Source organism: Bryobacter aggregatus MPL3 (assembly GCF_000702445.1).
GTDB lineage: Bacteria > Acidobacteriota > Terriglobia > Bryobacterales > Bryobacteraceae > Bryobacter > Bryobacter aggregatus.
On sequence record NZ_JNIF01000003.1, the window covers coordinates 2,246,022 to 2,259,406 of the forward strand.

Below are 13,385 nucleotides of genomic sequence, written 5' to 3' on the forward strand. Positions count from 1 at the left end.
ATGCGGTGGCTCAACCGTCTGAAGCTTCGAGTTCGATCGCTTGTGCAGCGCCAGGAGCTAGAGTCTGAACTTCAGCAAGAGTTGGACTTCCACCTTGCCGAACAGAAGGCAGAGTACCAGAGCCGAGGGATGTCTGCGGCCGAGGCCGAGTTGGCTGCCCGGCGTTGCTTTGGAAACTGCTCTCTACTTGCCGAGGAGTGCCGCGACCAGCGAGGCACTCAGTCTTTCGATTGCTTGGCCGGCGATTTGAACATCGCGGTGCGAACGCTCTGGCGGTCTCCAGGATTCACCTTGGCCTCGACCCTCACCCTTGCTCTTGGCGTTGGTGCGAACTTGATCTTCTTCTCGACTGCATATGGCGTTCTATTTCGGCCGCTTCCCTATCCTGATCCCGCCCGAATCGTCGAGATCGACCTCGGCATCGGTGGTGTCGGACCCACCACGGCTCTGCGGAACCTGGCTGTTCAGGCCGACTATGCCGGTTATCTGCCTAAGGTTGAGACGACTGCCCAACTCGGGGGCGAGGCTGTTCGCGTGCAAAGCGCCAATGCAACGTGGAACCTGGCTCGTGTACTAGGTGTGCAGCCCGCTTTGGGCCGTTGGTTTGAGGCGCGCGAGGAGAATGCAGGCCAACACCGGGTTGTGGTTCTGAGCGACCGGATGTGGCGGGAGCGTTTTGACGCGAGCAGGAACCTTCTTGGAAGGCAGATTCTGCTCAACGAGGAGCCATACGAAATCGTGGGCGTCATGCCTCCTCAGTTTGCTTTTCCGACGCCGGGTACAGAGCTATGGACGCCCATTCGAATCGATCCCGCGAGTCCTGCTTCGATGTGGGGCAATCTGAATCTCTGGCCGATTGGACGCTTGAAGCCGAATGCCACGCTACAGTCCGCCCAGGCGGAGTTGCGGCCCATCCTCAATCGCATTCGGCCGCTATTTCCGTGGCGGATGCCAGAAGCATGGGGCGTGAGTTCCACGCTTGTGCTCCACAGCCAGCTCCTTGTGAAAGATGCGCGGCCCAAGCTGCTGGCGCTGGCGGGTGCTTCGCTATTGTTGTTGCTGATTGCCTGCGCTAACGTTTCGAACTTGCTGTTGACTCGATGGATTCTCCGCAGCCGCGAGTTTGCAGTGCGGGAAGCGCTGGGTGCGGGGCGTGGCCGCTTGTTGCGGCAAGTGATTACGGAGAATTTGGTTCTGGCTACTTTCGGCGGTGCGGCCGGGGTGTTGGTGGCCTGGGGATTGCTCCGGTTTCTGCCGCTGCTTCTGGGCGACATTCCAAGACTGCACGAGCTTCGGATTGTTCCCAATGCCGCCATTGGGGCCGTCGCAACGATGCTGGGGACCTTCGCCATCCTGAGTGTTGTTCCGATGCTGCGATCGAAGATACTCGGTGGTCAAGTTGTTTCGGGTGGCAGGAGCAGTGCCGGCAGGTCTTCGACCCGTATCTCACTGGCGCTTGCCGGGCTGCAACTGGCAATGGCTACGGCATTGCTCATTGGTGCTGGGCTCATGGGGAGGACGCTTTGGCAGCTTGCCAATGTAGACTCGGGCCTCCACACAACGCAAGTCCTGACTGCTTCGGTTGCTGCCGGGCCGAGTAGGTGTTCTACGGCAGAACGGTGTTGGAGTTTTCTGCAAGATGTGAGTGCGACACTCGCTGCGGTGCCGGGCGTGCGGAGCGTCAACTGGTCGAACGGAATCCCGTTGACCAGACAGATCTCTGCCATGTCCGTCGATATTGAAGACCATCCCAAAGAAGCTGGGGCTCCCGCATTCGTTCTATGGCACAGCACCGCAACTCCGGGTTACTTTGGAGCTCTTGGCATCCCTCTTCGCGCGGGCCGTCTGTTTGCTGATGCGGACCGGGCCGCTACTCTTCCTGTGGCCATCATCAGTGAGGCTACTGCCAGGAGGTTCTGGCCGAAGGAGTCGCCGCTTGGCAAGATCATCCGTCCGGTGTCGGGCAAGGTGGGACGAAGGGTGGTGGGTGTTGTTGGCGACGTCGCTCAGTATTCGCTCGATGGCTTTCCATCCTGGATCGATGGAGTGCAATATGTTCCCTTTGAGCAGGCCTTGCCGCGCTCTTCTGGTGTCGTCCCCGTACCGCTTCTGATTGAGGCTGTATCAGTCCCGACTGCTGCTCTGCAAAGTGCGATTCGGCAGCGCTTCCCGGACGTCGTAGTCTCTGGTTTCGTATCGATCGGCGCCGTTCGCGAAGCGTCGGTGTCGCATCGGAGATCGACGGCCTGGCTCCTGTCCTTTGTTGCGGGGTTGGGTTTGCTGCTCGGGGTTGTGGGCGTACATGGCGTGTTGACGCAACGGGCCACCCAAAGGACGCGCGAGATGGGTGTCCGGATGGCGTTGGGCGCTACTGCTGGCGAGATCGCCTTTGTCGTGTTGCGTGAAGCGCTGCTCGTGGGTGTGGCAGGGGCGGCTCTCGGTGCCGTGGTTGCATTCGAGCTGAGCCGCTTCTTACGCGCGCTGCTCTTTGGCATCGCAGAAAGTGATGTCATGACCTATGTGGGTGGTCCGGCCGTTCTGATTGCAACCGCTCTGTTGGCGGCCGCGATCCCTGCCATTCGGGCTGCTCGCATGGACCCGGTGAAGATTCTCCGCGCGGAGTAGGAGTGCGCCGGTTCCGACTTATTTGCAATGAGCGGCGGCTTGCCGGACGTTGCGGGTATCCTACGGAAAATGGGTACGTTGATGGAGATCGTAGAATATCAGCGGAAACTGATCAGTGTCTTTCCCCCGTTGCCCTTTACTGGACTCGTCTCAACGCATGACGAATGCGACGACGGAATTTACTTGCGTCGAGAACTCGCAGGCAAGCGATGGGACGAGTTCTCACCCGAGGTATTATTCCACGGCTCCCTCGGTCTTCCGCTATTGGAAGCCGACGCCTTGACTACCTTCCTTCCCGCTTGGCTCCTGCGATCTATAGAGACAGGCCGGGAGGCCGATCCGATTGTCCTGGAATTCACGTTGTATTTTCTTTGCCCGGGCAGCGAGGATGAGGGGTGGGACGAGGAGGATGGCGGAGATAGTCGGTCGATTTGATGCTGACCAACGAGACGCAGTCGACGATTTTTTGCGCTTCGTATTGAATTGGTCTAGGAGAGAGTACTGGAAGCAATGTGCCGAGTTTGGCTTGAGCAGATGGCAACCAAAGTAGAGGTAATTACGTTGGTCGCGGGGGCATAATTTGAACATGCGATCTTTGGGCTACGAGCCAAAACTCGAAATTGCCCCGCGTTCCCCTTCATACCCCGAAGTGGTTGAACCCCTTGCCCTGGCGTGCCCTTAGGTTGGTGACAGTTTGGGTGACATCGGGCCCGGTGAATACAGGAAGTAGATTCTACGAGCTAGCCTGCATATTCTCCTGATTGTCCTTGAAGCGGCCGGACTTCCAGTTTCCCAACCATACTGTGTCCATAAATAACTTTCTTTGTTGTCTAGTGTCCTGAGTCCTAAGTGGCTGGCATAATATAACCGCTTGTTCTATGGTTGAAGCATGGAAGCGAAGCGAGGACGACCCAAGAAGCAGGAGTTGGTGGTAACCGAGCAGCAACGGGAAGAGTTGGAACGGTTGGTGCGGCAGCCAAGAAAGTCCCGAGCAACAGCGTTTCGGGCACGAATCATCCTGGAATGCGACGGCGGATTGAGTAACGCCGCAGTTGCGGCGAAGCTGAGGACAACTGGGTTTACTGTTGGATTCTGGCGTAATCGTTTCATTGTGGGCGGGATCTCAACTTTGGGAGATGAGCCTCGGCCCGGGGCGCCACGAGAAATCGGCGACGACAAGATTGAGCAGGTCGTCCGGCTCACACTGGAGAAGGCCCCCAAGGGAGCAACCCATTGGTCCAGCCGAATGCTGGCGACGAGAACAGGACTGAGTCAATCCACCATCAGCCGCATCTGGCGTGCCTTTGGTCTGAAGCCACATCGAAGCGAAACCTTCCAGTTGTCGAACGATCCGTTGCTGGTTGACAAAGTGCGGGACATTATTGGGCTCTATCTGTCGCCCCCGCATCATGCGTTGGTGCTGTGCGTGGATGAGAAAAGTCAGATCCAGGCGCTAAGCCGGAACCAACCCGTGTTGCCGCTACGAAGCGGTCAACTTGAGCGCCGCACGCACGACTATCAACGACATGGAGTGACCAGTCTGTTTGCGGCTCTGGATATCGCCACCGGCCGGGTATTGGGCAAATGCTATCGCCGTCATCGCTCTGTAGAGTTCCTCGATTTCTTGAAAAAAATCGATGCGGCCGCCCCTGCCGACCTGGATGTCCATCTGGTGCTGGATAACTACGGAACGCACAAGACCGCCAAGGTTCGACAGTGGCTCCAAAAGAGGCCCCGGTATCATCTGCACTTTACTCCCACACATGCCTCTTGGTTGAACCAAGTCGAACGCTGGTTTGCGTTGTTGACACAACGGCAAATCAAGCGTGGCTCTCATCGAAGCGTCTCGGAACTAGAGGACGCTATTCGGAAGTTCATTGCCGTGCACAACGAGCAACCCAAACCATTCCTCTGGACCAAATCTGCCTCTCAAATTCTTGAGTCCATCGCCCGCTTTGCTTCAACCACCCTTGCCGCCCATCAACCGAACACTTCTGCTAGAAATCAATGACTCAGGAGACTAGTCAACAGGTCGTTTGAGTTCTGCCCTCAACTGGGAGGCTTAGTTTCGTCTTGACACGGCCTTCATTTCGGGAGATTTCTCGGGTTAGCTGAGGATCGCTTTGGGCTCCAGATACTCCTGCAGTCCGAAGATCCCCCCTTCCCGACCAATTCCTGATTGTTTGAAGCCACCGAAGGGAGCAAATGGATCGTGGCCTATTGTATTGATAAGGACTCGGCCGGCAGCAAGTTTGCGCGCCACACGGTTCGCGCGTTCCGGGTTGGCCGAGCTTACATAGGCGATGAGCCCGAATTCGGTGTCGTTGGCTATTTCAATGGCTTCAGCTTCCGTCTTGTACGTCAATATCGACAAGACCGGTCCGAAGATCTCTTCCTTCGCGATCCGCATGTCACGTGTGACATTGGCGAACACGGTGGGCTTCACGAAATTCCCATCCTCAAGTCCAGAAGGATGACCTTCTCCGCCGATAATGAGTTCCGCGCCTTCCTCGATGCCCGACTTGATGTATTCCTGAACGCGCTTATACTGCTTTCTGCTGGCCAATGGGCCGAGAGTCACATTCTTGTTTCGCGGATCGCCCGTCTTGATTTGTTCGACGGCCGCTCTCGCCAACCGCTTCACTTCGCCCAGCCGGTCTTCCGGCACGATCAGGCGCGAAGCCGCGATGCAGGCTTGACCGTTGTTCAGGTAACAAGCTGCGACAGCCATCGGAATGGCGATGGAGAAATCGGCGTCATCCAGAATGATGTTCGGCGACTTGCCGCCGAGTTCCAGCGTCAAGCGCTTCATCGTGTCCAGGGAGTTCTTCGCGACCAGTTTTCCGATCTGCGTCGAACCGGTGAACGCGATCTTTTGAATGTCGGGACTTTTCGTCAACTCCGTTCCGACGACCTCACCGAGGCCGGTCACGAAATTGATAACGCCAGGAGGCAAGCCGGCTTCATGAAAAGCGTCCATCAACACTTCCGTTTGCATTGCGCTCATCTCGCTGGGCTTGATGACAACAGTGCATCCGGCAGCGATTGCCGGAGCCATCTTGATCGCAATCGAACCGGCGCTCGAATTCCAAGGCGTAAATATGCCCACCACGCCCGCTGGTTCCATGACGACTTTGGAAGTCCCGACAGTTCTTACGAGACCGAAGTCCTTGAGAACTTCTTTGAAGTGCAGGAATATGTTCGCCGCGAGGTTGTTCGAGCTCTTCGCGCGGTCTTGCGGAGCGCCGTATTCCAGAACCGTTGCGTCAACGAGTTGATCCATTCGCTTGGCAACGGCATCATGCAACCGCTGCAAGCAGTCCATGCGGTATTCCTTGCTGCTTTGCGAAAAAGTATGGAACGCCTCCTTGGCTGCGGCGATGGCCTGACGGGTGTCGATCTCATCCGCCATGATGACCTTGCCGATCACGGTGTTGTTGGTCGGGTTCACTAGGTCAACGGCCTGGGTTCCGTGTGGTGTGACGAACTTGCCGTTGATGTAGGCGCGATCAAAGACTCTTACCAGAGCGGTGGTTTCGTTTTCGTTCATTTGGGTTTACCTTTATGACCTTCAGCAATCTTTGCCCAACTTCGCCGAGTCTCTCTGGACCCGGCTATGATTTCATTCTGGCCGAACTACGCACGGGAGTAACTAGCGCAATGCGCCACTTCTCTTGCACAGTTGCACCGTCGGCAAGATCGTTGAAGTTCTTGTAGGTGCTGCCGCAATCGCTGCATCGCCGTTGGTGACGGTCCAGCCGGCTGCGAGGGTGTCCAAGGCGAAGGCGAGCTTCGTCAATGTTTTGCCGCTCGTGTTGGTGATGCGAACCGTCAGTTGCCAGGCGCCCGCGGCCCGGTTATAGACAGGGGTACCGAGGGTGATGCAACGTACTGTCCCCAAGCAGCTGTTCAGACACGACGGGCTTCGCCTGCTGGCCGGGGGAGCATCCCCTTTAACAAATTCACTATGGACGCCAGTGCTCCACTTCACCAACCGATGAGCTCTTGGGTAAGGATTTGCATTGGGTCGGCTTCGATCGTACGCGGAGCGGGGAAATGGGACATCCATTTGCAGCGCATAGGACGCAAGACTACCTCGAATCTCACGATCGAGTCCGCGGCGGACTCTGCGTCATTGATAAGCCTCAATGCGAGGCAGTTGAGCACGGCTGGGTGATCTTCTGTGGTACTTGCGCAGTAAGCCAGTGATGGGCCAGCGCCGAGATCAGACAAACACCGTCTTTGGTGCACTAGCCGCGATCGCGCTCTAATCTGTGGTACGGAGCCCCTGATCACTGGCAAGCCGGTAAAGCCCTCGGCCGATCTGTTCAATGGATAGACTTCTCGCGTAAAGGATAGCGACTTTCCAACAGTCTATCCGCCACGAACTGCTATGAAAGTCGAACGTGCCGTCAAGTTTAGAAAACAAGATTGGAAACAGTTTGGGTGCCAGTTTGTCGGTAGGACGGCTAATCTCATCAGCAACTTATTGATTCTGAAAGAAAAATTGTTGCTGAAGGGGTTAAAATTAACCCAACGTGCTAGGCTTCAGAATCAATAACGATGGAGAGGTTGGGGGAATTAACTACGGGCCGAAAAGATCTACAACTAAGCCTCAGGCCGATAGGTTGGTTGCGGGGGCATGATTTGAACATGCGACCTTTGGGTTATGAGCCCAACGAGCTACCAGGCTGCTCCACCCCGCTCAACTAATGTAGCAATCCTACCCATCCAGGTCAAGATCTTGCATCACTTCCTTTTCATTCGCATCACTAAAGCAAATGAATGTCGCCCTGATTGGTGCCTCCGGCATGATCGGAAGCCGGATTCTCAACGAATTGCTCACCCGTGGCCATCATGTCACGGCCATTTCCCGGCATGCGACAAAAGTAGACGGCGTCCCTTACCGGCATGCCGATCTTCTCAACCATGCCAGCATCGCCAAAGCCATCCATGGCATTCCTACCGTTATTAGCGCTTATAGCCCGCCGGCGAGTTCCCCATCGGACCTCTTGCTGGCGACGCAATCGCTTATTGCTGCTCACCCCAAGCGCCTCCTCGTGGTGAGCGGCGCCGGAAGTCTTGATGTGACTCCCGGACATCGGCTTGTCGATACTCCAGACTTTCCTGCTTCCTGGAAACCCATCGCATTGGCACACGTGGCAGCGCTTGACCTGCTCCAGAAATCGAATCTCGATTGGACCTGCCTGAGCCCGGCCGCCTTGATCGAACCCGGAATCCGGTCGGGAAAGTTCCGGCTCGGCCAGAATCTTCTCCTCACGGATGCCAAGGGGCAAAGCAGGATCTCTGCGGAAGATTTTGCCGTCGCCCTGGTCGATGAGCTCGAGAAGCCGCAACACTCTCGCTCCCGCTTTACTCTTGCCTATTGATATGTCGATTCTGCCAGCAGAAACTCGTGTCGGAAGGGTCCGTCTTGCAATCTCCAATTTGGATCGCTCCCTGCACTTCTATCAGTTTGTTCTTGGGCTCAAGTTGCTGGATTCCCGGCCTGGCTTTGCTGCTCTCGGCACCTCCACAGAGGTTTTAGTGGAGCTGGAGCAGCGCATTGGCATCGTTCCCATCATCGGGCGAAGAACTCTAGGTTTGTATCACTTTGCGATTCTCCTGCCCAGCCGGCAGGATCTTGCAAATTTTCTGGTACATCTCTCGGATACGCGAACTCCCTTTGGTGCTTCCGATCACCTCTTCAGCGAAGCGATCTACATCGAAGACCCTGACGGGATCAATATTGAAGTCTATGCCGACCGGCCCCGGAGTGAGTGGGTTTACCACCATGGCGAGATCGTAGGAAGTGTCGACCCACTGCGGACCCGGGAACTTCTTGCCGTGGTGACGCCGAAAGGCTGGCAAGGCATTCCGGAAGGCACCATCATGGGCCATGTGCACTTCTATGTGAGTGATCTGGACAGCGCAGAGCGCTTCTACACCGGAGGGTTGGGCATGGAGATGACGGTCCGGAGCTTGCCTGGAGCGCTCTTTGTAGCCGCGGGCGGATACCACCATCACATCGGACTCAATACCTGGGCTGCGCAATCGCCGGTTGCGACCTCGGACGACGCCCGGCTTCTCCAGTGGCATCTCTTGCTTCCGACAACCCAGGCCCGCGAGGCGGCGGCAGACCGTCTCGCGGGTCTGGGCATCCTTTTGTCAGGGAACCGAGCCACGGATCCCTGGGGACTTACATTGCTGCTCGACGTCGCCGGCCGCTGATCAGATAGGCAGCAGCTCGCGGTTCCGAGAGCGGGTCGCCGGAGGACTCAATTCCGCTGACTCTGGCAACCGGGTCGAAGATGATCCTCTCTTCTGATACGGTCTCGTTCAACTCCAGGCTTCCAAATCTGATTTCCGGCCGGTCTGCGGGCCAGTGCTCCGTGGAATCGTCCACGATATCTCCGGGCTCAGCCATCTGCACCACTACTTTCATCCGGACTGGCCCTTGCGCGAGACGTGCAGCCATCTCTTCAAACAGATAGTTAGGCCCCTTTGTAGCGGCTACCTCATCTGTCAAGTAAGAGGTTCCTGCTTCTGGCTTGATTCGGAATCGTCCAAAACGAACTTCTCCGGCGGCATTGATGAATTTCACTGCGGTCACGGCAAAGAAAGCCTCGGTCGCAAAGCTTGCCGGAAAGGGCTTCGGCGTAGTCACGAACTGTACGGCCTTGGGTCGGGTACTGAGAAAGATGTCCAACGGATTGGGCTTGGGGGCATCCGGTCCGCTCCGCGGAATGGCGCGTAAGAACTCCACAAATTCCTCAGCAGTGCGGACGGGGAAGCCATCGACTGAATGGGCCACAAGATCCGTATGCACGTGCTCCCCAAGATGAAAGCGAACGGCGCAACCCCGTGGACCTCCTCCCATTGGATCGTTATCCGGCACTGTCGGGACTCCCGCGAAATCAGAGAATCGCACGGTGACCGGCGTGGAATCGGTGTGCGCATGAGGTGCTGTCGTCAACTCTCCCGCTTCGAGGGAAGGCTGGAAATGGCCTCGCAACATCAGCCCTTTCGCGTGGGCGGGTCGATGCCCCGCGTGATAACCATTGAGCGTATCAAGCGCTTCAAGAACATCCTTGCCAAGCGCAGATTCCTGTTCGTTTCGTGGAGTGGACATAGCCGAAGTGTAACCACTTCAAATGCCGATGTTGCAAAAATCACAGGGGGATTGCGGTGAGACCTAAGCGGGAAACACTTTAATGCACCCTCCGTCAAATGGTATGACTACACAAACTTTCAATCAAGATGTGGATACAGCAATCATCAACAATCTGATCGAAACGCTGAAAGACGGAGAGAATGGCTTCAAGGCCGCTGTTGCGGATGTCACGGATCGCAATCTGAAATCGACCTTTGAGAAGTACGCCAGCCAGCGTCATAGCTTTGTGGCGCAGTTGCAGCAAACGGTGCGACGGGAGGGCGAGACCCCTGAAACTTCTGGCTCAATTACAGCCGCCGCACATCGCGGCTGGATGTCTGTGAAGTCGGCTGTTACGGGCAAGAACGATCACGCAATTCTGGAAGAATGCGAACGTGGCGAAGATGCAGCGGTCAAGGCTTATCGCGAAGCAACCGCAAGCGGAAAGTTGGGCTCGGCGGCCCCACTGGTAGCGCAGCAAGCGTATGAGATCAAGGCGGCGCATGATGCGATCCGTGCGCTTCGGGATGGCTACAAAAGCTAGCCATTCTGGTGAGCTCCGCGTTTGCACAACAACGGGTCGCGCTCGATGGCGCGGCCCGCAGATCTTCTGGAGGAACTCTATGCCAAACCCGATCGGCCATCTCATCGGCGCGATGCTCGAGAGCGAATCTGCTTTTCGTGCGGCCGCTTCTCGTACTAAGAATCGCAACTGGCGCTCGATGTTTGAGCACTATGCCATTCAGCGCCGCGAGTTTGCCCAACAGTTACATCCCTTTCTGGAAGAGCCTGAGCCGCTCGAGACTGCCACGCCGATAAGCCTTTCCAACGGTGATACTCAATCCATTCTGGAAGAGCTGATTCATTCTGGCAATCGAACCGACGCGGCCTTTCGCAAGGCGATCGCTGGTGGGAAGCTTGGGGACGCAACTGCTGTGGTGCGGGAACAGGCTGTGGAAGTCGAGCACTCGCTGCAACAGTTGCAATCCTTGATCAGCGAACCTTCAGACTCAACCGGGCCAGCGCTGCCAATCACCGCCTAAGGGACGAAGTGGCGATGCCTGTCTGTGGTGCAGGCGGTCCCTGGATCGTGCGCCACTAATTCACTTCCAAGATTGAGGACTTTGCGTTGCCGGTCATTATCGTGGCTTGCCATCGTCAGGCTGGCAGTCCCTTCGAGTGTGACCGACAACAGCGATACGCCAGGTGAGGGCTTGCTCCCGGGTCGCCTGAGTTTAGCGTTTGGGAAACGTGCGCCGTGAGCGAGTGTCTTGGCAATCTGCGGTGAGATGGGCCGACAGAATCATCTTGCTCCGCCACATCTATCCTGAACGATGGCAGACTCCTGGTGGGATCCTTGACAAGAGACACAGCGAACATTGGCCATCAGCTTGCCTTTGCACCCATACAACGCCTGGTCGGCAACAACGCCGATGGCTCTGAAACTGGATCGAGAGCGGATTGAGGCCGGAGTGGAGAGAATCGTTCCACTCCGAAGCACTTGTAAGAATCCTTGAGCGAGCACTTGCCTGGCATGCGACGCCTCGCCTGCGTCATCATCCTTCGTGCTAGTCCGGCAATCCGAAGGCCAGCACATTGCCACCTGCGATTGCGGCGATGAATTGCTTGCCGTCAAACTGATAGGCCATCGGAGATGACTTCCAATTCTGATTCGTCTCAAAGCGCCAGAGCGGCTTGCCGGTTGTAGCATCGGCCGCCATCATCGCACCGTTCTCTTCTCCAAAGAAGATCAGTCCGGTTGCCGTCGCGATCGTCCCGCCCCATCCCTGCGCAGGGCCGGGTTGTGGCAATTCCCATACGGTCTTGCCGGTCTTGATATCGAGTGCCCGCAGATAGTGTTCCGCCACTCCCGGAGCGGTCTGCTGGGATCCGCCAAGATAGGCCTTGCCCGGTGTCCAGTCCCCTTGGTCCCGTTTTGTGTAAACACTGCACTTCTCGAAAGTCTGGAAGTAGAAGAGTCCCGTTGCTGGAATGTACGACGGAGAATAGAAATTCGATGCGCCGTCTTGCGAGGGGCAGACATAGGTGCCCTTTTCTGAGGGTTCCTGATTCGGAGCCTTGATCGGGCGTCCCTCCGGCGTCATCCCGGTTGCCCAGGTCAGTTTCTTCACAAACTGTTTCACCAACAGCGCTTTGCCGTTGGTTCTGTCCAGCACATAAAAGAAGCCATTCCGATTGCCATGCAGCAGCAACTTTCGCGGCTTACCTTCCCAATCGGCATTGATAAGCAGTGGAGTTTCGGTTGCGTCCCAATCCCAAAGATCATGAGGCGTGAACTGGAAATGCCACTTCCGTTGGCCGGTCTTCGGATCGAGCGCCACAACGGAATCGGTGAACAGGTTATCGCCCTCGCGATCTGCTCCGTCATATTCCTTGGAGGGATTGCCAATCGGCCAATAGATGGTGTCCAGTTCCGGGTCGTAGGTACCGGTGAGCCAAGTGGAGCCGCCTCCGTGTTCCTGATCTTTGCCCTTCCAGGTCTCCGAGCCGAAGTCACCCTTGCCGGGGACGGTCCAGAAGCGCCAAGCCTCCTTGCCGGTCTTCGCGTCATAGGCCGCAATGAAGCCGCGCGTTCCATGCTCTCCGCCCCCCACTCCTGCCAGCACTAGGCCACCCACCGCAAGCGGCGCGCCGGTTGCAAAATAGTTCTGCTTGTAGTCGGCGGTCTCTACGTCCCAAATTTCTTCGCCCGTATGGCGATTCAAGGCGACCAGATGCGCATGGTCAGTGGAGATGAACACCCGATCCTCGATCACGGCTACCCCGCGATTCGAACTGGCGCCTACGGTACCCGGCGTTACAGGCCGCCGCCAATGCCAGATCTGCCGCCCTGTGCCTGCATCGAGCGCAATGCATTGGTTGACGTCTGTCACATACATGACGCCTGCCACTACTACCGGTGTCCCTTGCAGACGTGCTCCATTCGGAACTGGGAACACCCACTTTGCCGTCATCCCCGCAACATTCGATTTGTTGATCTGCGTCATCGTTGTGTAGCGGTTCCCACGTGGATCGCCGTTGTAGCCGGGCCAGTCGATGGAAGAAGTGACTTCGCGATACTTGCCACCCTCTACACGGCGGAGCAGATGAAGTTTGCCGTTGCTGCGCAGTTGTTTGTCGCTAAAGCCTTCCCCAAGCACTTCGCCTTCCAGCGTGCGGCCATCGGTCAACTGTAAGGTCTCCCGGACAATTGGCCTTTGCCGCGAGCGCATTCGCAATAATCGCGCGTGGCCGATCAATGCCTTCAGTTCTTCATCGCCCACATTGCTCCCGGGCATCTTCCCCGGAATCCCGTTGCGGATCAACAATGCCAGTTGTGCGTCATCTCGAGTGCCGACGCCGCGCAGCAGGGCTGGGGCCATATCGCTTCCGCGTCCATCGCCTCCATGGCATCGTCCGCAGCGGCTGTCATAAGCACGTTGGCCAGCTGTCTGGTCCTGGGCAAAAGTCAAAGCAGAGAAGAGTAGGAACGCCGGAAGGCTCAATCGAGCAGACAACTTCATGGAATCAATATTATCCTCAGCGCAAGCGATTCTGGCAGCGGCTCGAGAGCCAGGCCATCTCGATTCATTCCAAACAGCAATTT

General features: G+C 56.9%; 10 protein-coding genes and 1 tRNA gene. 6 read left to right on the forward strand and 5 right to left on the reverse strand.

Annotated elements, in window-relative coordinates; all coding sequences use genetic code 11:
• Window positions 1-2,625 carry an ADOP family duplicated permease gene (locus M017_RS0110545; RefSeq protein WP_031497819.1) on the forward strand — a complete coding sequence of 875 codons (2,625 nt, stop codon included), beginning with the start codon at window positions 1-3 and terminating at the stop codon, window positions 2,623-2,625.
• 889 nt (window positions 2,626-3,514) lie between these two features.
• On the forward strand, window positions 3,515-4,636 hold the full coding sequence (locus tag M017_RS0110555) for an IS630 family transposase (RefSeq protein ID WP_051669437.1): 1,122 nt from the start codon (window positions 3,515-3,517) through the stop codon (window positions 4,634-4,636).
• A gap of 96 nt (window positions 4,637-4,732) precedes the next feature.
• Here M017_RS0110555 and M017_RS0110560 read toward each other — a convergent pair whose 3' ends face one another.
• The 3 genes from M017_RS0110560 to M017_RS0110580 all read right to left on the reverse strand — a co-directional run bounded on the left by M017_RS0110560 (window position 4,733) and on the right by M017_RS0110580 (window position 7,331).
• Window positions 4,733-6,175 carry an aldehyde dehydrogenase family protein gene (locus M017_RS0110560; protein ID WP_031497821.1) on the reverse strand — a complete coding sequence of 481 codons (1,443 nt, stop codon included), beginning with the start codon at window positions 6,173-6,175 and terminating at the stop codon, window positions 4,733-4,735.
• A gap of 102 nt (window positions 6,176-6,277) precedes the next feature.
• The gene (locus M017_RS0110565; RefSeq protein WP_031497822.1) at window positions 6,278-6,526 is read right to left on the reverse strand and encodes a hypothetical protein; all 249 of its coding nucleotides are present in this window, start codon (window positions 6,524-6,526) and stop codon (window positions 6,278-6,280) included.
• A gap of 728 nt (window positions 6,527-7,254) precedes the next feature.
• Window positions 7,255-7,331, reverse strand: a tRNA-Met gene (locus tag M017_RS0110580).
• 75 nt (window positions 7,332-7,406) lie between these two features.
• Between M017_RS0110580 and M017_RS0110585 the strand changes: the two genes are divergently transcribed.
• Window positions 7,407-8,015: an NAD(P)-dependent oxidoreductase gene (locus M017_RS0110585; RefSeq protein ID WP_031497824.1), complete on the forward strand. Its 609-nt coding sequence runs from the start codon at window positions 7,407-7,409 to the stop codon at window positions 8,013-8,015.
• A gap of 1 nt (window position 8,016) precedes the next feature.
• Window positions 8,017-8,856: a VOC family protein gene (locus M017_RS0110590; protein ID WP_035957765.1), complete on the forward strand. Its 840-nt coding sequence runs from the start codon at window positions 8,017-8,019 to the stop codon at window positions 8,854-8,856.
• Here the strand turns inward: M017_RS0110590 and M017_RS0110595 are convergent.
• Window positions 8,825-9,757, reverse strand: coding sequence for a catalase family peroxidase (locus M017_RS0110595; protein WP_031497826.1), 933 nt, complete (start codon window positions 9,755-9,757; stop codon window positions 8,825-8,827). The genes M017_RS0110590 and M017_RS0110595 overlap by 32 nt on opposite strands.
• A gap of 103 nt (window positions 9,758-9,860) precedes the next feature.
• On the opposite strand from M017_RS0110595, the gene M017_RS0110600 reads away from it, so the two are divergent.
• Together M017_RS0110600 and M017_RS0110605 are read left to right on the forward strand one after the other, a co-directional pair.
• Window positions 9,861-10,322 (forward strand): ferritin-like domain-containing protein, encoded by a 462-nt coding sequence (locus M017_RS0110600; RefSeq protein ID WP_051669839.1) that lies wholly within the window; start codon window positions 9,861-9,863, stop codon window positions 10,320-10,322.
• A gap of 79 nt (window positions 10,323-10,401) precedes the next feature.
• Window positions 10,402-10,821 carry a ferritin family protein gene (locus M017_RS0110605; RefSeq protein WP_031497828.1) on the forward strand — a complete coding sequence of 140 codons (420 nt, stop codon included), beginning with the start codon at window positions 10,402-10,404 and terminating at the stop codon, window positions 10,819-10,821.
• Between the two features lie 525 nt (window positions 10,822-11,346).
• On the opposite strand, the gene M017_RS0110610 is transcribed toward M017_RS0110605, so the two are convergent.
• Window positions 11,347-13,302 carry an outer membrane protein assembly factor BamB family protein gene (locus M017_RS0110610; RefSeq protein ID WP_080507638.1) on the reverse strand — a complete coding sequence of 652 codons (1,956 nt, stop codon included), beginning with the start codon at window positions 13,300-13,302 and terminating at the stop codon, window positions 11,347-11,349.
• Window positions 13,303-13,385: the final 83 nt, after the last annotated feature.